Origin of the sequence: Desulfobacterium sp. N47, from assembly GCF_051233685.1 — a bacterium.
Taxonomy (GTDB): domain Bacteria; phylum Desulfobacterota; class Desulfobacteria; order Desulfobacterales; family RPRI01; genus RPRI01.
On record NZ_JBAMMY010000206.1, the window covers coordinates 19711 to 40259 of the forward strand.

A 20549-nucleotide genomic window follows, 5' to 3' on the forward strand; every position below is an offset into this window, starting at 1 on the left:
TGCCTTTCTGATATAAAAATAAGACAAACTAGTAGATATTATTATTTAGACGACAAAAATATAACGTCGCGGCAGGACATCAAAATAAAAATCCATTTTGATATTAACTGAGCCTTTCCTTAAGTATAATAGAAGGGATAAACAAAATACAATTAAAATATGAACTTTTTTATAAAGCCACCTTGTAAACATAACATGTGCATGATGAAATTAACTACACATAATCCCCACGCTGAAACTTCATCATGGCAACATGTGTTGTAACCGAAAGGGCTCTTACAAATTGCTCAATTTCCCGGTTCTTGGGAACAATATCGGCGGTCTTTGATTCAACAAGGCTCATCTCTTTTTCTATACGGGTAACAATGGGCTCAATTTCTTTTAATGTTTTTTGATGATTACTCAATTCGTTAGCATAATCATCAAGAAGATTAAGCACATTATCACTATGATTAATTACATCCGTTTCATGATCTGATATAGCCGGTAGAGAAACCTTGTCGATTTCGGAAAGTTTGCTATTAAAGACTTGCTTAAAACCTTTATCGTTCGTAATTCTGTTAAGGGCTGGCTGCCGCAAATGATCCGTCTGTTCTATTCTTTTTATATCCATTGTTTGACCTTTCTCTGTCACAAATATTTAAAAAAATCAACCATAGAAACTTTATTTATTCATTTTGATATAATAGCTTTCCGTTTTTAATGCAGAATAACAAACCCGACCGGATAAAAGAATCAATTAAAAATCTTTTTTAGTTTCTGGTCGACGGTTTCAGCAGTGAAGGGTTTAACGATATAGCTGCTCACGCCTGCTTTAACAGCACAAATAATGTTATTCTTCTGTGCTTCTGCCGTAACCATCACAAAAGGTATCTTCTTTAATTGTTCATCGGACCGGATCTTTGCCAATAGCTCTATCCCAGGCATTCCCGGCATATTCCAATCGCACATGATCAGATCAAATTTATCATTCTGCAACATCTTCAAAGCGCTTTTCCCGTCTTCTGCTTCGATAATATTGCTAAATCCGATCTTCTTTAATATGTTCTTTACAATTCTCCTCATCGTGGCAAAATCGTCAACAACAAGAACCTTCATATTTAAATCCATGATTAATCAACCTCCATATTTCATTATAATTTAATATATATCCATAATACCTTCAGTATAGTTTTAAATATTTGCCAGAATATTATCTATATCCGTCTGATCCAGCCCCAGACCTTCTTTCTGCGGACCCGCCAGTTCGGAAACTTTTTCATCGACAAATTTCTGTAATTCCTCATTCGAAATGTCAGGGTTATTTTCCTTTGCGGTCAATTTTATTCCAAAGCGTACAAGCATGCTTTTCAGTTTTTTCTCCATCTCTTTTACAAGCGCCATTATTTTTTTGATCCGCTGGCCGGTTAAATCCTGAAAACTCATATGAACAAAGATATCTGCCGTCAATGTTTCGTAGTTCTGAATGCTTGATTCCATATAGTTGATTAGAGGAGTAAGCTTTTCTATAGTTTGCCTGTCTATTTCTATATCATCGGTTTTACCTGCCTCCTCCGGCAATTTAAGTTTTCCTGATTTTAAGGAGGTGATAGCTTTTTGAATTTTTGAAGTCTGTTCCTGTAGCACCTCAAGATTATCCATAATCTTGTTAGCCGCTTTTTCGGTGGTTTCAATGATACCTTCAAGCTGATCGGATGCTTCAGGTATATGTTTTGTTGCAACTTCTGTTATTTCCGGATCAATTTTAGATCTTAAGTCCGTCCTGAAGTCAACAATAAGCAATGCCAGCTCTTTCATTGCACCACGCATTCCATATGCAATATCCTGAAAAAATTGCTCATCTCTATATAAAATGCCCTCAGATAAATAAGTAATAAACTCTATGATTTGTTTTATTTCATCGACGGAAAGCTTTCCGCCGACAATCTCATAAATTTTATCTTCCAGATGCTTTGTCATTTAGTTAACCTCTCTTTTACTATTCTATTTTTTCCCTACTATCATATTCAGCACAGTATTTCCGATATCATTTAAAGGAACCACTTTTTCAGCGGCACCTAATTTGATCGCTTCCTTGGGCATACCAAAAACAATACAGCTGTTTTCATCCTGTGCAATGGTTCGCGCTCCGGCTTCACGCATTTTCAACAAACCTTTTGCGCCATCATGGCCCATACCGGTCATGATTACTCCCGCTGCATTGCCACCGGCATATTCGGCTACGGAATAGAATAAAACATCGACAGATGGCCGCTGATGATGAACCAGCGGGCCCTGTTTTACCTGGACATAATATCTTGCGCCGCTCTTTTTAAGCAGCATATGATAATTTCCCGGCGCAATTAATGCGGTTCCGTTTACCAATGAATCTCCGTCAGCGGCTTCCTTTACTGTAATAGAGCTTAATTCATTTAACCTTTCGGCAAAAGAAGTGGTGAAATGTGCCGGCATATGTTGAACAACAAGAATTCCGGGTGCATTTGGCGGCATTGATGTCAAGACAACTTTTAATGCTTCGGTTCCACCTGTTGAAGCGCCAATAGCTACGATCTTGTTGGTTGTTTCGGTTAGTGCTTTAGAAGTATTTTTAACTTGTATGCTGTTGTTTTCGGAAGCAAATTTAGATGGATTTACCTTTATTCTGGCTACAGCCCTGATTTTGTCAACCAGCTGAACGCTCATCTCTCCAACCGAATAGGCGCCGGATGGTTTTGAAATCACATCAAGAGCACCGAGAGATAAAGCCTCCAAAGCCATCTTGCCGCCTTTTGGGGTTAATGAACTTACGATTATTACGGGAATTGGATAATAGCGCATTAATTTTTTCAAGAAGCTAAGTCCGTCCATTCTGGGCATTTCAATATCTAACGTAACAACATCGGGGTTCAATTTTACGATCTTATCCCTTGCCACATAAGGATCAGGAGCCGTACCTACAATTTCTATATCGGCTTCTTTCGAAAGTTCTTCCGAGAAGACTTTCCTGACCACAGCCGAATCATCGACAATTAATACTTTTATTTGGTTTCCCATAGTATAATGCCTTTAATTTAAGGGCGTATTTATTATAAGCCCGGCTGCAATATAATTATCATCAGTCTCGATGGAAAAAGAGCTGTTCTGCCCATCTGCCGGACGCTTGGCCAGAAAGTCATTTCCATTTGCATATTGCGGGATACCAATCTTATAGGCATCTTTTTTATCAAATTGCGATAGCATATAACCGACAATCATGTTGAGGGCTTCCTTTACTGTATCCCTCTCATGTTTTTCGCTTATAGTATCTTCTGAAAATCCTAAAAAGTTGGCCGTTATTTCTCTGGCGAATCCTGCCGGCACAAAAAGATATGAGAAACCTGCCTGAGGACCGGTAAAATCCAGAGTAGCGCCAACCAGTGCTTTTTCACTTAAAAACCATTCGCTTAAAGCTGCCGGCTTCTCATTGATCCGCACGGGCATAAAAAACATTTTATCCATTACTTCAGAAATCGCCTGCTTCATCGCCATCATCATTTCCCCTGACATCGGAAACCTCCTCTTCCATTAATTTGCTAAGAGTATTCTTTATATCCGCCGGGAAAAAAGGCTTTTTAATATATCCGCTCGCCCCCAGCTTTATCGACTCCAGGATTTTTGTTTCACTTCCTTCAGTTGTGATCATTACAACCGGAATTGAACTGAATAGCTCATTTTTTTTCATTTCGGATAGAAACGACATGCCATCCATATTTGGCATATTTATGTCGCTTAAAACCAGATCTATCCAATCGTTATCAAGTATTTTCAAGGCTTCAATGCCATCTTCAGCCTCAAAATAATTACCCACATTAAAGCCGGAAACTTTAATGATCTTTTTTATAACTGCCCGCATTGACGAAGAATCATCAACGATCAGAACATTAAATGCCATTTTCAACGCCCTCCTGACAAATTAACCATCTCTTCAACAGCTTTGGTTTTTTCCCAGAAATCAGCGATGGTTTTTTGTAGCTCCACATCAGTAAAATTCAGCCTGTCCACAACTTCCTGATAATACCTGTAAGCGAGTCCGTCTGCCCCCCCGCCTATTCCTATCATCATGCATATTGAATCTGCCAGATAAATAATTGGAATTGATAGATTATCCTGTATCAAAATATTTATCGGGTTGTGATGGTTCCTAATGATAAATACCATTTCAGGATTAAAACTCCATCTTTCAGCTACCATGGCTCCTAATTCGGCATGATCAATTCCAAGAATATCTTTTTCGGCCTCCAAAAAAGTCATTCCATTTTCTTGCACTCTTAATTCAATTTGCTTAAACACATCTTTGATATAATTGCTTAATACTACCTTGCCGATATCTTTCAATAATGCCGATGTAAACAGGCGGGGAATATTTTTAATATTGCGTTTTTCCGCCAAATTCTGGGCTATCAGAGCCGAAGAAACAGAATACTTCCACAATTCGCCTTCATTCAGATCATACCCGTCCTGGGAAGACCTGAAGTTCTTGGAAAAATTTCCCATTATAACTATATTTGCTATATTATTCATTCCTAAATAGGAAACCGCCTGTCTTACCGATACAACTTTTTCTCTTAAGGAAAAGAAAGATGAATTGCATATCTTCAAGAGATTGGCGGTCATACTTTGATCGTATTTGATAACATCCACAATCTCCCCAAGTGAGCTGTCAGGGTTGGATATTATCTCCATAATTTTAGTCCCTGTCGAGGAAACAGGACTCAGAGAATCAATATTATTTATAATTTTTTCTAAATCCATGGTATTTTTCTCACTTCTGTTCCGGATACTTTCATGATGGCTTCGCCTGTTTTTATCTCAAGTTTTATAGTCCTGTTCACTGTTCCGCCTACCTCTTCGAAATCTACTATTATATTATTTTTCCAGAACATTTTTCTAAGAACAGTGTGGTTACGCTTTCCGATATTAAAAAGCCCGTTTTGATCCAGAATCTGGGCTCCACCTAATACAAGAATTTTCAAGCGCTTTTTTACAGCTCCAAACCTGTATGTTTCCTTAAATAGAAGCGGAATGCCGGTATTGCCGAACATAAAAGGATTCTTCACAGCTTTTACCGGATCAATCTCAGACTCGGGTAACATATAATGAAGAACCCCGCCCACTTTTGCAACAGGATCATATATTCCAACTCCTATACATGAACCCAGAGCGTATGTAACCAGCACTGCATCAGGATCATTGCTTACTTTCATGTCACCGACGCCGACAACAATATTCATTATGATTCCCTCGATACCATCTGAAATATACTTCCTATATCAAGAATAAGTCCGACTCTTCCATCGCCCATAATCACTGAACCGGCTATTCCTTTGATGTCTTTAAGCCACCCACCCATGCTTTTAATAACGACCTCTTCCCGATTAATCAATTCGTCCACCAGCAGGCATTTTTTCTTCTCCTGATTTTCCACAACAACAACTAGTTTTCCCCATAGCTCTTCTTTTGTTTGTTCGGAAGTACTTTCTGCGTTTAGCCCAAGCAAGCGATCAAGCCTGATCAGTGGAATCAGATTATTTCTTACTTTTATAACCTCTCCCTCTCCCTTTACAGTAAAATATTCTTCTTTCCGGGGTCGAAATGATTCCTGAATATTTAATGTGGGAATAATAAATCTCTCATTTGCTACTTTAACTATCATTCCGTCTACGATCGCCAGAGTCAGAGGCAAGCGGATGTAAAATGTTGCACCTTTATCAGCAAATGACCGGACATCAACTCTACCTCTTAATTTTTCTACTTTACTTTTTACAACATCAGTGCCTACGCCTCTTCCCGAAATATCCGTTACCTTATCTGCAGTTGAAAATCCGGGATGAAATATCAGATTGTCTATCTCGGCTTCAGTCAGCTTTTCACCCTCTTTGACTAAACCGCTTTGGAGAGCTTTTGACATGATTTTTTCTCTGTTCAATCCGCGTCCGTCATCTCCTATTTCAATAACTATATTGCCACCTTTATGGTATGCTTTAAGATATACGGTTCCCTGCCTGGGTTTATTCTTTGCAATTCTTTCATCAGAAAGTTCCAGGCCATGGTCAATTGAGTTTCGGATCATATGAACCATAGGCTCATAAATTTCCTCAATAAGATTTCTGTCTATTTCCGTTTCTTCGCCGGACGTGACTAATTGTATATCCTTACCCGCCTTTTTGGCCAAGTCCCGAACGAGTCGGAGCATTTTTTGAAAAGTATTTTTTATGGGAACCATTCGCATCGACATTGCGGTATTTTGCAGACTTGATGTAATCAGATTCAATTGATTGGTTATTTGAATAAGCTTTCTGTCTTTGTTGTTTAGAACAGCTTCATGCTGTCTTAGCATTGACTGGGCAATTGCCAATTCTCCGACCATATCAACAATATTATCAAGCTTTATCGTATCTACCTTCACCTGAAGCGTTTCAGGAGCATCCACGCGCTTCTGCTCTCTTAATGATAAAACAACCGCCTTGGTTTTAACTTTTTCCTGCGCAACCAGTATTTCGCCTAATTTCTTTTCAGGTTCCGTCTGCTGAATTTCCAGCGCTTTCTCGATATCTGATTCGCTTACCGTACCTGAAGCAACAAGCATTTCACCCAAACGTTTTTTCTTATTCTTTGCTGTCGGAGAAATTAGCTCATCTATCCTTTTCTTAAAGTCTTCAAGATCTTCGTTGCCCTCAAAAAGCATTCCGCTATCAAGAGAACTTCTGACGTTTTCAATCATTGCCTTTAAAATATCCACACTTTCCAAAACAACATCTATTATATCGCCATTAATAGTTAATTCGCCGTTTCGTGCCTTATCCAGCAAGTTCTCAACTGTATGAGCAAATTGATGGATATTATTAAAATTGAGAAATCCCGAAACACCTTTAACTGTATGAAATGGTCTGAAGATAGCATTGATTGTCTCAACATCGGAAGGATCCTGTTCAAGATCCATAAGCTTGACTTCAATGGATGCCAGATTGTCAAGTGATTCGGCAACAAAATCGGAAATAATTTCCCTGTCTTCATTGTTTATTTTTGCAGGCGGTGAGCTTTCCGCAGAACCATCTTCTTTATCAGTTTCAATGCTCTTATTGCCTGACGATTCTTTATTATCCTGAAACTGCAGCCCTAAGCCGGCTTTCAGCTCTGATATATCACCTTCAAAGCATTTGCCTTTTGCGATATCCTCTACTCTTTTTTGCATAAAAGAGACACCCCGCTCAAAAGGTCCCAAGTCGGTTATTTCCCTTAATATGACTGCTTCAATATTATCTTTCATTGCTTCGGTGATTGCTATCAGGGCTTGTTCTTCTAATATTTTGGATAGTTCTATGATAGACTCGATTGATTTTACGGTATTTCCAAGACTTGGCACATCTTCTGAATCCAGCATAACCGTTTCAAGCGCGAGTGATTCAATCTCTCGTTTTATTTTTTCTAACGTCGTTGTCATCAATCATATCCTTCATATCCTTCTGCTCTTTGTTAATAGCTTAATAAAATATAGTTCCAATGAAGGCGGCTTGTTTTCTTTGTATGTTTCTTTGCGATTCACACTCACCCCGGGACGATACACGTTTGCCTCAGGTCTGTGAATTAATTTTTTACAGCTCCATCAGATGTTGGTTTGATTCTATTTTTCCGTTTCTGATGGCTTTTCGCTGTTTACTGAAAACATAAGTTATAATTTTTTCCTTGTCCTGTTCATCAAGGTCTATAAATTTTATGCCTAAATCATACATTGAAATATCGTTTTCATGAAAACCGGTTACCCGGATAATTTCACCATACGTGTCAATGAAAACCGGTGGTAATTTGAATAAATTTATATTGACATGAACAATCTGCCCTATACTAGCTGATCCGGATGTAACTATACTGATTCCGGATGCACTGATATTATTGCATATCCCCTGATTGGATAAGCTTGAATTTAAAGCTTCGGACCGGGCTTCATTTATTGACAATCTGGATAAAATACTATCCAGTTTTTCATCCATTTTAAAAAGAAACTTCACCAAGGCATCATCATAGTTATCATATTTAAAATCAGAATCTGTGTTGCTCTTATTATCGGAAAGCAAAGGAGCTATCTTTAACTTTTTTCTTGCAAGATAATATTCTTCGGAAGAAATAATTTCATATTTAACGGCATATGATACAGCTGTCCTCACATCCGAACGTGATTCTCTTCTTTTTATAATCATTTTTATCTCCATAAAGATTAACATCACATAACTTGATACTTGCGTTTGACGGCTTCGTAAAGATCCCACTATCCCTCATCCCAGCCCATCCAAATGCTTAGCCTGCTATTGTGCTTTTTCCGGTTGCATTGTTTTTAACAGCGGAAACAACCCCTGACTTTTCAGAAGGTATCAGCAATTATTATGCCATAGTATAGTCGATACTTCCAATCACTCAAAAGGCAATTAATACCATAAAGGATATGCAGTTAATGTCCCTGTATAAATGCAATGGAAATGGGGTTTTTGGCGTGCTTGTCAAATTATTGACGTCAGAACTACCCCGGTTAAGGAACCCGGTGAACCGGGAAAAAAATTCCTTATGCAAAGTACTGGCGAACCCGTAAAAAATCCATTTGAAGATCGGGGACAATAAGTTCTAACCTGCTGTTGAGGCGAAACGACTTAAATATCACCTTTCAGCAAAGTGATATACTGACAATACGATATTGATGGCATAAACATTGCAAATGGTGGGTTTTAATATTTCCGTTTCAGATACCATAAAAAACATATCGACGATCATAGTATCTGGCATTACATACAATATATTAAAAATAAATAATATTAAAGAATTATAAACCTGTATGTTAACCAAATAGGGTATCATTACAATTTTTTTAAAATAATAATTTAAAACAATTAAATTTTGTTACCAAATTTAGCCATACAAAAATTATCAAGAAATCAGAGTTCAGTTATATGGATTTATCAACCAGGCAATTCGAAAGACTAAGCAAAATTGTTTATAGTGAATGCGGAATAAATCTTCATGAAGGAAAGAAGGCTCTTTTACAATCCCGTCTTGCCAAGCGCTTACGTTCTACAGGTATTAAATCCGTTAAGGAATATTTATCAGTTCTGGAAGAAGATTCAGTTGAACTGATAAATTTTCTCGATGCCGTATCTACCAATCACACTTATTTCTTCAGAGAAAGCCATCATTTTAAACATCTTACTAAAGACCATATTAATATATGGTGTGCTGCTTCATCCAGTGGGGAAGAGCCATATTCAGTCGCAATTTACTGTCTTGAAAATGGCTTTAAACCAACCATAGTTGCATCAGATATATCAACACGAATGCTAAAGGTAGGACAAAACGGGATATATCCTATAGAAAAAGCCAAAAACCTTCCCCCTGATATACTTAGAAAATATTTTCAAAAAGGCATGAATTCATGGAGTAATCATGTACGCGTGAAATCAGAGATTAAGCAAATGGTGAGCTTTAAGAGGTATAACCTTATATCAGATCCTTTACCACCGCAAAAATATGACATTATCTTTTGCAGGAATGTTTTTATATACTTTGATAATGAAACGAAGTCTCATGTAGCATGCAAATTGTACAACGCTTTGAAAGCTTCCGGTTATCTTATAATAGGCGGCGCGGAGAGTTTAAATGCTATTAATCACCCCTTTAAGTATTTACAACCAAGTATTTACAATAAAACCTGCCAGCCTGATAAATTATAGAAGATATTTTTGCATCAATATTTATAGGTTGCAGAAAATGAGCATATATATTTTTACATTCTAAACTAAAATCAGCCTAAAGCTATCTTTGTTTAATACCGACAATAGAGATTGGAAAGTATAATTAAAGTTTAGCTTTATTCAAAGAAAGGAGGGGAAAGCATATGGCAAAATTAGCTGAAAAAATAGGTCAGGCAATAAATGCAATGGCCGACAGGGAGGGGAAATATCTGACTTTTGCATTAGCCAATGAGGAATACGGTATAAGCATTTTAAAAATTAAAGAGATCATCGGAATGATGCCGATAACTCCGGTTCCACAAACACCTGAGTTTGTTAAAGGAGTTATAAACTTACGTGGTAAAGTGATTCCTGTGATAGATTTAAGGCTCAGGTTCGGAATGAGCAAAATCGATTATACGGAACGGACCTGTATCGTGGTTGTGGAAATATCAGGCGAGTCTGAAACCGTTATGATCGGAATTGTTGTTGATTCCGTGTCGGAAGTATTAAACATAAAAGCGGATGATATTGAAGAAACACCGACATTCGGCACGAAACTTAAAACGGATTATATACTTGGAATGGCAAAATTTGAAGGCGGAATCAAAATTCTTCTCGATATCGATAAAGTTTTAAGCCGTGATGAAGTGGCAATGATCGAAAAATCAGTATAACTTTTATTATGTTTAGCATAATGATTTATAGCGGCTTAAAGCATGAATTATAAGGAGGAAAGGTTATGTCTTTTAAAAATGTAAATTTAGGTACACGAATAGGTGTAGGTTTTGGAGTCATTTTGCTTTTACTATGCGTTACCGCATTGATTGGACTTTCCAGAATAAAGGCTATTAATTCTTATATGGAGGATATTGTCCGGAATAAAAATGCGGCGGTACTATTGGCCAATGATTTAGAGAAACAGATGAATGTAGTAACTCAATCTTTAAAAAATGCGGTTTTAAGCATCGGAAGTGACAGCGTGCGTAATGAGAGGAAAAAGATTGATGAGGCCCGCGCCAAATACAGTGAAACATATCTTAAGCTGGCTGCTAAAATCAAAGATGAAAAAGGCAAGGAGATTATAGCTGATATAGTTAATCAGCAGCAAAAGGTCGACTCTCTGGTAAATAAATCCATGGAATTTAGTTTGGCCGGATATTCTAACTCTAATACTACTGATACTACTGGCTTTGGGACTGCGATGGCCGGAACTTTGAATTCAACCGAAGACAATGCCAGAGCAGCCGATGTAATCACATTAGAAATGCTCACGCCTCAAAAACAACTGGTTGAGGCGATCGATTCAATGATTGCTTATCAGGGTGAACAAAGCGACCAGGCATTCAATAAGGCCGAAAGCGCCTATTCCAGTGCCCGTATCATGATAATTGCTTTGGGTGTAATTGCTCTTGTTCTGGGAGCTATGATTGCTCTTTTTCTGACCCGCAGCATAATTAAACCGATCAACCATGTAGTTAATGGACTTATGGAAGGATCGGAACAGGTCGTTGCAGCTTCGGCACAGGTGTCATCAGCCAGCCAGTCATTGGCTGAGGGCGCATCCGAGCAGGCCGCATCAATAGAGGAAACATCTTCATCTCTGGAAGAAATGTCTTCCATGACCAAACAGAACTCAGATAATGCAACGCAGGCAGACAATCTTATGAAAGAAGCTAATCAGGTTGTCCAACAGGCAGATAACTCTATGGAAGAATTAACCAAATCCATGTATGATATCACATTGGCAAGTGATGAAACATCAAAAATCATTAAGACCATTGATGAGATAGCTTTCCAGACTAATCTTCTGGCTTTGAATGCTGCGGTGGAAGCTGCCAGGGCAGGTGAAGCAGGCGCAGGTTTTGCTGTAGTTGCCGATGAGGTAAGAAATTTAGCAATGAGGTCGGCAGATGCAGCCAAGAATACGGCAAAACTGATTGAAGGAACCGTTAAGAAGGTAAGAGAAGGATCTGAACTGGTAGCACGAACCAACAAGGCCTTTCAGGATGTGTCAAGCAGCACCTCAAAAGTCGGGGAGCTGGTAGGAGAAATTGCAGCTGCATCAAAAGAGCAGTTTCAGGGTATTGAACAAATAAATAAAGCCGTAGCGGAAATGGATAAAATAGTACAGCGGAATGCAGCCAATGCGGAAGAATCTGCCGGTGCATCCGGGCAGATGAATTCCCAGGCAGAGCAACTTAAGAAGTATGTGGGAGATCTTGTGCTGGTAATAGGAGGAAATAACACAAATGGATTTCACAGCTCAAATACATTACCAATAAGTGGTGGAAATGGAAGCAAGAAAGCTGACAGGCGCAATAAATATGAAGAGCAAAATGCTCTTTTAACCTCTGATTCAAACAACCGTGAAATAAAACAGGGTTCCGGCAGAAACAAAAAAGAATTAACACCTGAACAATTAATCCCTATGGATGATGATGGATTTAAAGATTTTTAAGTAGATAAAATTAACAATTGCCAGGTTATTTCCAGCAGATAAGTTCTTTGACGGTTTCATAAAGAGTAACATGAAATCGTCAAAGAACATAAAGTTTAAAGAGTAAGACTCCTTCCTTAGAACGACAGGCCTCAGAAAACCCTCTGTAAGGGGGCAACTCATGGCATGGTACGCTTCACTTTACCCCGTTTATATTAAATATTTCTTACCGAATTACCAGAAACCTCTCCGGGCCCTCCACCTCAGGTGGTGGGTTCAGAAACTAAAAGAATATATTTGATTGCATGTTTTATGAAGAGTCAAGGGCTGGCAGGTCAACAGGAAAAGGCCGGTAAGGCTCCGGCTAATAAGCAGGCTGTTCATGGCATACCTGATTGATTTATCTGCTTTTATGTTGTTTATAAAAAGTTGTTCTTTGCGTTTTAGAGGATATCATCCATAAAAGCATCAGCAAGTTTTGCTGCAACTGCCTGATGGTTGATCTCATAAGTTCCGGATGCTATCTTATCTTTTATTTCCGAAACTTTGTTCTCTCTTATATCCGGAGTCAGTGATATGACTTCATTTGCCATTCTGACTTCTTTTGAAGCACGGGAAAGATTGACAATAGCATCTCTGCTTTCAGCTTTTGTTTCGTAATTTTTATTGCCGTCCGTAATCTGCTGTCCTTCCTGAATATTAGACATTGATTTTGACAGCTGTTTATTGATCTCGTAATTTGCTATCTTATCTTCAATTTTCATTTATTACCTCTTCTTTCAGCTCATTATGCGGCAGAATTATCAGAATGTTTAATATCTTCAATATTAAACATTTTTATTGTTTCTCCATCATCATCAATCATTTTGAATACAAGATCGGCAGGAATGTTTTGGGAAACGCTCTGCTGAATTTCCGGGTCTTTTTCAAATTTATTTAATGACTCATTCCCTATTTCGTCTTTTGTGCCATACTGATTGATTTTATTTGCAATACTTGATGCAATTTTATCACTGACAGCTTTTTGTTTAGCATTTGTAGATATAGTGACTCTATCCGGTGATAGAGCCGAATTATTGACCTGTCTACGCGATGCTCTGCTGTTTCGAAGCTGATCATGGTAAACCCTTAATACATTATTAACCTGGTATGCTGAAATAACCATAAAAATACCCCATATTCAGAATATTAACAAATAAAACCCATTCAAACATAGTATCGGCTATAAACAATAAAACTTTAGCAAAAAAATAGTTTTTTTATTTATTTCAATATGACAATTATTTGACACACCTTTCAGCATACAAGAAACAATATTTTAAATTTTATTGTTTGCAGTTTTCATAAAGAAATTGTCATGAAAGATTTCCGGCGTAAGCCATTAAAGTGTCCGCAATAAAATATATCAGCAGAAGATTCCCTGGCGATAGCGTTGTCTTTATATGGCACATCTTTTGCTTAAATAAACTTAAACGATATATTAGCATCAACCGTTTCGGTTAATATGAATAAATATCTTTTATGCTAATAACAAACCCTTTCTTATGCAATAGTTATAACTGAGAAAATAATTAATATATGAAAAATATAAATTGGGAAAAACAGACAATTCTTTTGACAGGGGGAACAGGATCTTTTGGTAAACACTTCTGCAAGGTGATGCTCGAAAAATACCACCCCAAAACGATAAGGGTATATAGTCGCGATGAATTAAAACAGCATGAAATGCGTCAAATATTTGGCGAAGATATTATCAGATATTTCATCGGGGATGTTAGAGATTCAAACCGGCTGAAAAGAGCTATGGAAGGTGCTGATATGGTAATTCATGCTGCTGCCCTTAAACAAGTTCCTTCCTGTGAATACAACCCTTTTGAAGCAATTAAAACAAATATTCATGGTGCTGAAAATATTATTGATGCTGCAATAGACACAGGCGTTAAAAAAGTTGTTGCATTAAGTACCGATAAAGCCGTCAATCCTGCAAATCTTTACGGCGCGACCAAGCTTTGTGCTGAAAAAATATTTATTCAGGGAAATTCCTATTCGGGATCTCGTGGAACCCGCTTCTGTTGCGTCCGATATGGAAATGTTATCGGAAGCCGCGGAAGTGTGGTTCCTCTCTTCAATGAGCAAAAGAAAACAGGGAGGATTACCATAACGGACGATAGAATGACCCGATTCTGGATAACTCTGGATCAGGCGGTTGAGCTGGTTATTAAGGCGATTACCCACATGCAGGGCGGCGAAATTTTTGTTCCGAAAATTCCCAGCATGAGAATTACCGATCTTGCTAAAGCCGTAGCACCGGAATGCGAGATAGAAATTATCGGCATCCGCCCAGGCGAAAAACTTCATGAAGCCCTTTTGATGGAAGAAGAAGGAAGAAATACTGTCGTCTACGACGGTATGTTTGTAATTATGCCAAATTATTCCTGGTGGCAAAGGCAAAATTATAATAATGGCACCCCTCTACCCGAGGATTTTACCTATGTAAGCAACCTGAATGATGAATGGTTGAGCATAGAGGATTTATCGAAACTCATCGCAGATTCTGCGAAATCGCAAGATGACGAATACAATAATTTCCTCAGCACCATCCATCGGCTGAATGAAAAATTTGTCTTAAATCTTCTTAACTCAGAAGAAGGATTCGTACATGACCATAATTAGATCTCAAGTATGGCCGTGTGAGGAAAACGTATGATGGATATTCCCTACGGTTGTCAATATATTGATGCTTCAGACATCGCTGCCGTTGTTGAAGCTCTGCGCTCCGAATGGCTGACCACTGGTCCAAAGGTGCCCGAATTCGAGGAAGCATTCGCCGATTTTACCGGCGCGAAACACGCCGTAGTGGTCAGCAATGGAACTGCAGCGCTGCATGCAGCTATGCATGCCATAGATATAGGACCAGGTGATGAGGTTATTGTTTCTCCGATGACCTTTGCGGCTACAGCCAACTGTGTGGTGTATCAAGGCGGCAAGCCGGTGTTTGTGGATGTGGATTCAGATACACTCCTGATCGACCCGGACAGAATTGAGGAAAAAATCACACCCAGCACAAAAGCCATCATCGCTGTTGATTATGCCGGCCAGCCCTGCAATTATGACAAAATAAGAGCTATCGCAAGGAAACACAACCTATCATATGTTGCTGACAGCTGTCATGCCCTGGGTGCGGCATACAAGGGCCATAGGGTAGGTGCGCTAGCCGATATGACCGTTTTCAGCTTTCACCCGGTCAAACATATCACCACCGGCGAAGGAGGGATGATCACAACGGATAATCCAATACTTGCGGAGCGGATGCGGGTGTTCCGCAGTCATGGTATTGCCACCGACCACCGCCAACGAGAAAAGCAAGGTTCCTGGTACTATGAGATGGTTGAACTGGGTTACAACTATCGCATCACCGATTTCCAGTGCGCATTAGGCATCAGTCAATTAAACAAATTGCCAAAATGGCTTGCACGGAGACAAGAAATAGCCAGGGTTTATGACGAGGCGTTTGCGGGATTTCCTTATGTAATGCCATTATCTGTCAGTAAGGATGTTCTCCATGCCTATCACCTGTATGTCGTCAGGATAATGGACAAAGAGCCGTCGAAAAAACGTGAATCCGTCTTTAAACACCTGAGAGAAAAAGGAATCGGGGCCAATGTGCATTACCTGCCTGTGCATCTTCATCCCTTTTATAAAAAGCGTTTTAACACAAGTGCGGGTCTTTGCCCGGTAGCGGAACAGGCTTATGAGCAGATTTTAAGTCTTCCCATATTTCCTAAGCTGGAAAGTTGCCAACAGGAATACGTCATTAAAACAATTAAGGATATCTGGTCATGAAGCTTGGTATTGGTGCTGCCCAATTCGGGTTAAATTACGGCGTATCGAACGCCGAGGGCATTACGCCGATTGCTGAAGTAGCAAAGATCTTACAGCAGGCTGAATCGCTGGGCATAGAAATGATAGATACGGCCCCGGCTTATGGGAATAGTGAAACAGTTCTGGGATCGTGCATTCAGGATAGGCATCGATTCAAGATCATAATAAAAACACCCTTTTTCGACAAGGATGTTATCCGGGAACAAGATGTCGCGCTTTTAAGAAAGACTTTTATTTCGTCCCTCCACAAGCTCAGACAAGCTTCAGTCTACGGATTATTGATTCACCATGCATACGACCTTTTTGCGGTCAACGGTCAAAAGCTCTGGAAATCAATGGAGGCTCTGAAAGATGAGGGATTGGTTAAAAAGATAGGGGTATCCGTGTATGATACTGAACAGATCGATGAAGCATTGAAGAGATATTCTATTGATCTGATACAGGTCCCCGTCAACATCTTCGATCAGCGCTTACTGAAAAGCGGTCATCTGAAAAAATTGAAAGATCGGCATATCGAGGTCCATGCCCGTTCTATATTTCTGCAGGGTCTGTTGTTCATGGAACCATCCCAGATACCCCCATACTTAAGCCATGCAATACCGTATCTTCAGAAATATCACGATATAATAAAACCGATAAATTTATCAGCCTTGGATGCCGCTTTAACTTTTGTAGATCATTTGAAGGAAATAGACACTTATATTGTGGGGCTGAACAATTATCAACAATTAGAAGACATATTAAGTCATCTAACCAAAAATATAGATAAAACATTTGATTTAGATTATTCAAACTTTGCGATTACAGACGAAAGCATTATAAATCCATTCTTATGGGGAAAGATGTGATTCAATACGATATTGCTAAACTTATACGCACATTTTTTTTAAAAGGATATTATTCACAATGATCTTATCGATCTTACAAGCAAGATGTTCGTCGACACGACTTCCTGGAAAAGTTATGAAACCAATACTTGGCGTGCCTATGCTTATCCACCAATTGAGGCGTGTTCTGGAATCAAAACGAATTGATAAATTGATTGTTGCAACCAGCATTGATTCCAGTGATGATGCCATTGAACAGGTGTGCCTTGCCGAAGGTATTGATTGTTTTAGAGGAAGTTTAGATGATGTCCTTGACCGGTTCTACCAGTTAACAAGATCCTGGCAGCCATCGCATGTTGTAAGACTCACTGGCGACTGTCCTTTAATCGATCCCAATATTATTGACGCTGTTATCAAATTCTGTCTGGATGGAAATTATGACTATGCCACGAATGCGCTTTCGCCCACCTTTCCGGACGGCCTGGACGTGGAAGTGTTCCTTTTGTCTGCTTTAGAAGAGGCGTGGAAAGAAGCAACGCTGCCATCTCAAAGGGAGCATGTTACCCCCTTCATTCATCAACACCCGGAAAGATACCGGATCGGCCATTACCAAAACACAGAAGATCTATCTCATCTTCGCTGGACGGTGGATGAACAGGAGGACTTCGAGCTTATTAATAAAATTTATAACGAGCTTTACCCTGTGAAACCTGATTTCCGTACATCGGATATCCTCAATCTTCTAAAACAAAAACCGGATTGGTCAAACATCAACCAGCAATTTAAACGAAATGAAGGGTTGAAGAAGTCCCGCAACGAAGACAGGCGGCATAAGTCTATGCAAAGATTGAATCTTAAAAAATCACTTGCGTTACAGGAACACGCGAAAGGCCGGATCCCCGGCTTAAGCCAGCTTTTATCCAAACGGCCCGATATGTTTTCCTATGGTGTTTGGCCGGGATATTTCAGCAAGGCAAAAGGGATTGAAGTCTGGGATCTGGATGGCAATCGGTATCTTGATATGAGTATAGGAGGCATCGGGGCTAATGTCCTTGGTTATGCGGACCCTGATGTCGATGCTGCGGTAAAATCAGCAATTGACAAGGGAAGCAGCTCTTCGCTGAATTGTCCCGAGGAAGTGGAACTTGCAGACCTCTTGTGTGAATTACATCCATGGGCGGAAAAAGTTCGTTTTGCGAGGACCGGTGGAGAATCAATGGCTGTGGCCGTTAGGATCGCTCGGGCATTCACGGGTCGCGACAAGATTGCCTTCTGCGGTTACCACGGCTGGCACGACTGGTATTTGGCGGCCAACATAGGTACGGAAAACGCCCTCGGCGAGCATCTTCTTGCCGGCCTGGAACCGGCAGGCGTTCCTAAAGCGCTTGCGGGAACTGCATTCCCTTTCCGCTATAATCAGTTGGACGATCTCAAACAAATTATAGACATTAATAAAGGTGAAATAGCGGCAATCGTCATGGAACCCGTCAGGAATGAATTCCCTGTTTCCGGATTTTACGAAGGCGTCAGACGACTCGCATCTGAGACAGGCGCTGTATTGATCATCGATGAAATTTCGGCGGCCTTCCGGATGAACACAGGAGGGGCACATCTTGTCTTGGGTATGGAACCGGACATGGCCGTTTTTTCAAAGGCATTGGGAAATGGTTATCCGATGGCGGCTATTATTGGAAAGAGTTCTATCATGGATGCAGCTCAACGGAGTTTCATCAGCAGCACCTACTGGACTGAAAGAATCGGGCCGGTAGCGGCTCTTGCTACCATCAAGAAACACCGTAAATATAACGTTGGAAAGCATCTCATGAAAATCGGCCAAATGGTTCAGGACGGATGGCATGATTTATTTTCTAAACATGAAATAAAGATACATACAGGCGGAATTCCTCCCATGAGTCATTTCACATTCGATCATAAAAAGGCTCTTGTCCTGAAAGCTCTGTTCGTGCAGACCATGCTTGAGAAAGGATTTCTGGCCACGACAGGGTTCTATGCCATGTTTGCCCATGAAGAGGAACATGTAAAAAAATATCTGGATGCCGTTGACCAAGTTCTTCCTTTACTAAATGAAGCAATTGGTTCAGGCCACCCGGAAAGTTTTCTTATTGGGCAACCTGCCATATCCGGTTTTAAGAGGCTAAATTAATGCACTTATACATCAGGACAGACGCAAACGGGAAAATCGGCGCTGGCCATATAATGCGGTGCATAGCACTCGCCCAGGCTTGGCAGTACCAGGGAGGAGAAGTAACGTTCATCAGTTGTTGTGAAAACGATCCGATTAGAGAACGCATTACTCAAGAAGGGTTCAGCTTTGTTTCTATCGTACGCCCGCATCCTCACTCGTCCGACCTGACTCAAACACTTAATATTATTGAGAGCAAAAGACCAAACGATCCGTCATCTGTCTGGCTTGTTCTGGACGGATATCATTTCACCCCTGAATACCAGAAGGCGATACGTGATACGGGCAATTACCTTCTGGTAATTGACGACATGAACCACCTGCCCCAGTACCACGCCAATATCCTTCTCAATCAGAATATTCACGCTCCTGATTTGAACTACCACTGCGATGAAGACACAGCTCTTCTATTAGGAACTCGTTATGTCCTCTTGCGCAGGGAATTTCTGAAATACCGGGGGTTCAAACGCCAAATCCCAGACCAAGCGAAAAATATACTTGTAACCCTTGGAGGAGCCGACCCGGATAACGTAACGTTAAAAGTTATTGAGGCATTGAAACTTCTGGATTACCCTGAAATTGAAGTCAAGATAATCATCGGACCTGCTAATCCCCATCAAAACTTATTGTCGCAAACTTTATTTTCATCCTTTTCAGCGTTTGAACTTTTAATTAACCCACCTGATATGCCCGAACTGATGGCATGGGCTGATCTGGCTATTTCTGCTGCCGGAAGCACATGCTGGGAGCTTGCGTTCATGCAGTTGCCATTTGTGGCTATCGTCGCAGCAGAGAACCAATGTCAATCTGCACAAAAGCTTGCAAATAGACTTGTCACCGTCTTCAATGTTGCAGACAATATGTTTATTAAAAACATAGTTCATTCTCTTAAATCTCTGCTTAATAACAAAATAATAAGAGAGAAATTGTCGGGAAGCATACAAAATCTAATTGATGGTGCAGGTGTAAACAGAACTATGCAAGCATGTAATGGAAATAGGGGTTATGCTAATGGCTTATAAAAATGCAAAGAACAAGTTTGGAAAAATTAGGATTGGAGCAACAGAAAGTTTCACGAAAACGATCGGGGAGGCAGATTTGACTCTTTTTTGCGGAATATCCGGTGACTTTAACCCATTACATGTGGATGATTTGTATGCCTCAAAAACGCTTTTTAGAGGACGAGTAGCTCATGGCATGCTAGTGGCGAGTTTTATATCGAATGTATTGGGAACAAAATTGCCCGGACCAGGAACGATATTTCTATCTCAAAATATTAAATTTTTAACTCCTGTATATATTGGGGACACAATTACGGCAATAGTTGAGATTGTTTCAAAAGATCCTCAAAAAAGACATATTGTATTAAGGACATTTTGCATAAACCAAAAAGGGGTAAATGTAATAGATGGAGAAGCACAAGTCTTGTTTGATCCTGACAATATTTTTGTAAAGAAGTAGGACGA

General features: G+C 39.7%; 21 protein-coding genes. 9 read left to right on the forward strand and 12 right to left on the reverse strand.

What is annotated here, in order from left to right:
- Positions 1 to 214: 214 nt before the first annotated feature.
- From VXK47_RS13405 to VXK47_RS13450, 10 genes are all read right to left on the reverse strand, one after another.
- Positions 215 to 613, reverse strand: coding sequence for a hypothetical protein (locus VXK47_RS13405; RefSeq protein ID WP_435549292.1), 399 nt, complete (start codon positions 611 to 613; stop codon positions 215 to 217).
- 122 nt (positions 614 to 735) lie between these two features.
- Positions 736 to 1110, reverse strand: a complete 375-nt coding sequence (locus VXK47_RS13410; RefSeq protein WP_435549293.1) for a chemotaxis response regulator CheY — start codon at positions 1108 to 1110, stop codon at positions 736 to 738.
- Positions 1111 to 1173: 63 nt separating this feature from the next.
- Entirely contained in the window at positions 1174 to 1959 is a 786-nt protein-coding gene (locus VXK47_RS13415) for a protein phosphatase CheZ (protein WP_435549294.1), read from the reverse strand.
- Between the two features lie 24 nt (positions 1960 to 1983).
- Entirely contained in the window at positions 1984 to 3033 is a 1050-nt protein-coding gene (locus tag VXK47_RS13420) for a protein-glutamate methylesterase/protein-glutamine glutaminase (protein WP_435549295.1), read from the reverse strand.
- Between the two features lie 12 nt (positions 3034 to 3045).
- On the reverse strand, positions 3046 to 3525 hold the full coding sequence (locus tag VXK47_RS13425) for a chemotaxis protein CheX (protein ID WP_435549296.1): 480 nt from the start codon (positions 3523 to 3525) through the stop codon (positions 3046 to 3048).
- The gene (locus VXK47_RS13430; protein WP_435549297.1) at positions 3482 to 3910 is read right to left on the reverse strand and encodes a response regulator; all 429 of its coding nucleotides are present in this window, start codon (positions 3908 to 3910) and stop codon (positions 3482 to 3484) included. Before VXK47_RS13430 ends, VXK47_RS13425 begins: the two co-directional genes overlap by 44 nt.
- 2 nt (positions 3911 to 3912) lie before the next feature.
- The gene (locus tag VXK47_RS13435) at positions 3913 to 4770 is read right to left on the reverse strand and encodes an HDOD domain-containing protein (RefSeq protein ID WP_435549298.1); all 858 of its coding nucleotides are present in this window, start codon (positions 4768 to 4770) and stop codon (positions 3913 to 3915) included.
- Positions 4761 to 5249, reverse strand: a complete 489-nt coding sequence (locus VXK47_RS13440) for a chemotaxis protein CheD (RefSeq protein WP_435549299.1) — start codon at positions 5247 to 5249, stop codon at positions 4761 to 4763. The genes VXK47_RS13435 and VXK47_RS13440 overlap by 10 nt, the downstream gene beginning before the upstream one ends.
- Positions 5249 to 7459 carry a chemotaxis protein CheA gene (locus VXK47_RS13445; RefSeq protein WP_435549300.1) on the reverse strand — a complete coding sequence of 737 codons (2211 nt, stop codon included), beginning with the start codon at positions 7457 to 7459 and terminating at the stop codon, positions 5249 to 5251. The genes VXK47_RS13440 and VXK47_RS13445 overlap by 1 nt, the downstream gene beginning before the upstream one ends.
- A gap of 151 nt (positions 7460 to 7610) precedes the next feature.
- Complete coding sequence (locus VXK47_RS13450) at positions 7611 to 8213, reverse strand: PilZ domain-containing protein (RefSeq protein WP_435549301.1); 603 nt, start codon at positions 8211 to 8213, stop codon at positions 7611 to 7613.
- 741 nt (positions 8214 to 8954) lie between these two features.
- Between VXK47_RS13450 and VXK47_RS13455 the strand changes: the two genes are divergently transcribed.
- The 3 genes from VXK47_RS13455 (at position 8955) to VXK47_RS13465 (ending at position 12192) form a co-directional block, all read left to right on the forward strand.
- Positions 8955 to 9731, forward strand: coding sequence for a CheR family methyltransferase (locus tag VXK47_RS13455; protein ID WP_435549302.1), 777 nt, complete (start codon positions 8955 to 8957; stop codon positions 9729 to 9731).
- Between the two features lie 164 nt (positions 9732 to 9895).
- A complete protein-coding gene (locus VXK47_RS13460) occupies positions 9896 to 10408 on the forward strand; it encodes a chemotaxis protein CheW (protein WP_435549303.1) in 513 nt (170 codons plus the stop codon).
- 65 nt (positions 10409 to 10473) lie between these two features.
- Complete coding sequence (locus VXK47_RS13465; RefSeq protein WP_435549304.1) at positions 10474 to 12192, forward strand: methyl-accepting chemotaxis protein; 1719 nt, start codon at positions 10474 to 10476, stop codon at positions 12190 to 12192.
- A gap of 422 nt (positions 12193 to 12614) precedes the next feature.
- Here VXK47_RS13465 and flgM read toward each other — a convergent pair whose 3' ends face one another.
- The gene (flgM, locus tag VXK47_RS13470) at positions 12615 to 12935 is read right to left on the reverse strand and encodes a flagellar biosynthesis anti-sigma factor FlgM (protein WP_435549305.1); all 321 of its coding nucleotides are present in this window, start codon (positions 12933 to 12935) and stop codon (positions 12615 to 12617) included.
- A 23-nt stretch (positions 12936 to 12958) separates the two neighbouring features.
- Positions 12959 to 13336 (reverse strand): DVU0524 family FlgM-associated protein, encoded by a 378-nt coding sequence (locus tag VXK47_RS13475; protein ID WP_435549306.1) that lies wholly within the window; start codon positions 13334 to 13336, stop codon positions 12959 to 12961.
- 413 nt (positions 13337 to 13749) lie between these two features.
- Between VXK47_RS13475 and pseB the strand changes: the two genes are divergently transcribed.
- From pseB to VXK47_RS13505, 6 genes are read left to right on the forward strand one after another with little or no spacing between them, the layout of a single operon-like run.
- On the forward strand, positions 13750 to 14844 hold the full coding sequence (pseB, locus tag VXK47_RS13480; protein ID WP_435549307.1) for a UDP-N-acetylglucosamine 4,6-dehydratase (inverting): 1095 nt from the start codon (positions 13750 to 13752) through the stop codon (positions 14842 to 14844).
- A gap of 30 nt (positions 14845 to 14874) precedes the next feature.
- Entirely contained in the window at positions 14875 to 16014 is a 1140-nt protein-coding gene (gene pseC, locus VXK47_RS13485; protein WP_435549308.1) for a UDP-4-amino-4,6-dideoxy-N-acetyl-beta-L-altrosamine transaminase, read from the forward strand.
- Positions 16011 to 16901 carry an aldo/keto reductase gene (locus VXK47_RS13490; protein ID WP_435549309.1) on the forward strand — a complete coding sequence of 297 codons (891 nt, stop codon included), beginning with the start codon at positions 16011 to 16013 and terminating at the stop codon, positions 16899 to 16901. Before pseC ends, VXK47_RS13490 begins: the two co-directional genes overlap by 4 nt.
- Before the next feature lie 58 nt (positions 16902 to 16959).
- Positions 16960 to 19044, forward strand: coding sequence for an aminotransferase class III-fold pyridoxal phosphate-dependent enzyme (locus tag VXK47_RS13495; RefSeq protein ID WP_435549310.1), 2085 nt, complete (start codon positions 16960 to 16962; stop codon positions 19042 to 19044).
- Positions 19044 to 20105 carry a PseG/SpsG family protein gene (gene pseG, locus VXK47_RS13500; RefSeq protein ID WP_435549311.1) on the forward strand — a complete coding sequence of 354 codons (1062 nt, stop codon included), beginning with the start codon at positions 19044 to 19046 and terminating at the stop codon, positions 20103 to 20105. The genes VXK47_RS13495 and pseG overlap by 1 nt, the downstream gene beginning before the upstream one ends.
- Positions 20095 to 20544 carry a MaoC family dehydratase gene (locus VXK47_RS13505; RefSeq protein WP_435549312.1) on the forward strand — a complete coding sequence of 150 codons (450 nt, stop codon included), beginning with the start codon at positions 20095 to 20097 and terminating at the stop codon, positions 20542 to 20544. The genes pseG and VXK47_RS13505 overlap by 11 nt, the downstream gene beginning before the upstream one ends.
- Positions 20545 to 20549 lie beyond the last annotated feature (5 nt).

Coding starts and splice junctions, on each gene's coding strand:
- VXK47_RS13405 (WP_435549292.1), bottom strand. CDS start 613: ATGGATATAAAAAGAATAGAACAGACGGATCATTTGCGGCAGCCAGCC.
- VXK47_RS13410 (WP_435549293.1), bottom strand. CDS start 1,110: ATGGATTTAAATATGAAGGTTCTTGTTGTTGACGATTTTGCCACGATG.
- VXK47_RS13415 (WP_435549294.1), bottom strand. CDS start 1,959: ATGACAAAGCATCTGGAAGATAAAATTTATGAGATTGTCGGCGGAAAG.
- VXK47_RS13420 (WP_435549295.1), bottom strand. CDS start 3,033: ATGGGAAACCAAATAAAAGTATTAATTGTCGATGATTCGGCTGTGGTC.
- VXK47_RS13425 (WP_435549296.1), bottom strand. CDS start 3,525: ATGTCAGGGGAAATGATGATGGCGATGAAGCAGGCGATTTCTGAAGTA.
- VXK47_RS13430 (WP_435549297.1), bottom strand. CDS start 3,910: ATGGCATTTAATGTTCTGATCGTTGATGATTCTTCGTCAATGCGGGCA.
- VXK47_RS13435 (WP_435549298.1), bottom strand. CDS start 4,770: ATGGATTTAGAAAAAATTATAAATAATATTGATTCTCTGAGTCCTGTT.
- VXK47_RS13440 (WP_435549299.1), bottom strand. CDS start 5,249: ATGAATATTGTTGTCGGCGTCGGTGACATGAAAGTAAGCAATGATCCT.
- VXK47_RS13445 (WP_435549300.1), bottom strand. CDS start 7,459: ATGACAACGACGTTAGAAAAAATAAAACGAGAGATTGAATCACTCGCG.
- VXK47_RS13450 (WP_435549301.1), bottom strand. CDS start 8,213: ATGATTATAAAAAGAAGAGAATCACGTTCGGATGTGAGGACAGCTGTA.
- VXK47_RS13455 (WP_435549302.1), top strand. CDS start 8,955: ATGGATTTATCAACCAGGCAATTCGAAAGACTAAGCAAAATTGTTTAT.
- VXK47_RS13460 (WP_435549303.1), top strand. CDS start 9,896: ATGGCAAAATTAGCTGAAAAAATAGGTCAGGCAATAAATGCAATGGCC.
- VXK47_RS13465 (WP_435549304.1), top strand. CDS start 10,474: ATGTCTTTTAAAAATGTAAATTTAGGTACACGAATAGGTGTAGGTTTT.
- flgM (WP_435549305.1), bottom strand. CDS start 12,935: ATGAAAATTGAAGATAAGATAGCAAATTACGAGATCAATAAACAGCTG.
- VXK47_RS13475 (WP_435549306.1), bottom strand. CDS start 13,336: ATGGTTATTTCAGCATACCAGGTTAATAATGTATTAAGGGTTTACCAT.
- pseB (WP_435549307.1), top strand. CDS start 13,750: ATGAAAAATATAAATTGGGAAAAACAGACAATTCTTTTGACAGGGGGA.
- pseC (WP_435549308.1), top strand. CDS start 14,875: ATGATGGATATTCCCTACGGTTGTCAATATATTGATGCTTCAGACATC.
- VXK47_RS13490 (WP_435549309.1), top strand. CDS start 16,011: ATGAAGCTTGGTATTGGTGCTGCCCAATTCGGGTTAAATTACGGCGTA.
- VXK47_RS13495 (WP_435549310.1), top strand. CDS start 16,960: ATGATCTTATCGATCTTACAAGCAAGATGTTCGTCGACACGACTTCCT.
- pseG (WP_435549311.1), top strand. CDS start 19,044: ATGCACTTATACATCAGGACAGACGCAAACGGGAAAATCGGCGCTGGC.
- VXK47_RS13505 (WP_435549312.1), top strand. CDS start 20,095: ATGGCTTATAAAAATGCAAAGAACAAGTTTGGAAAAATTAGGATTGGA.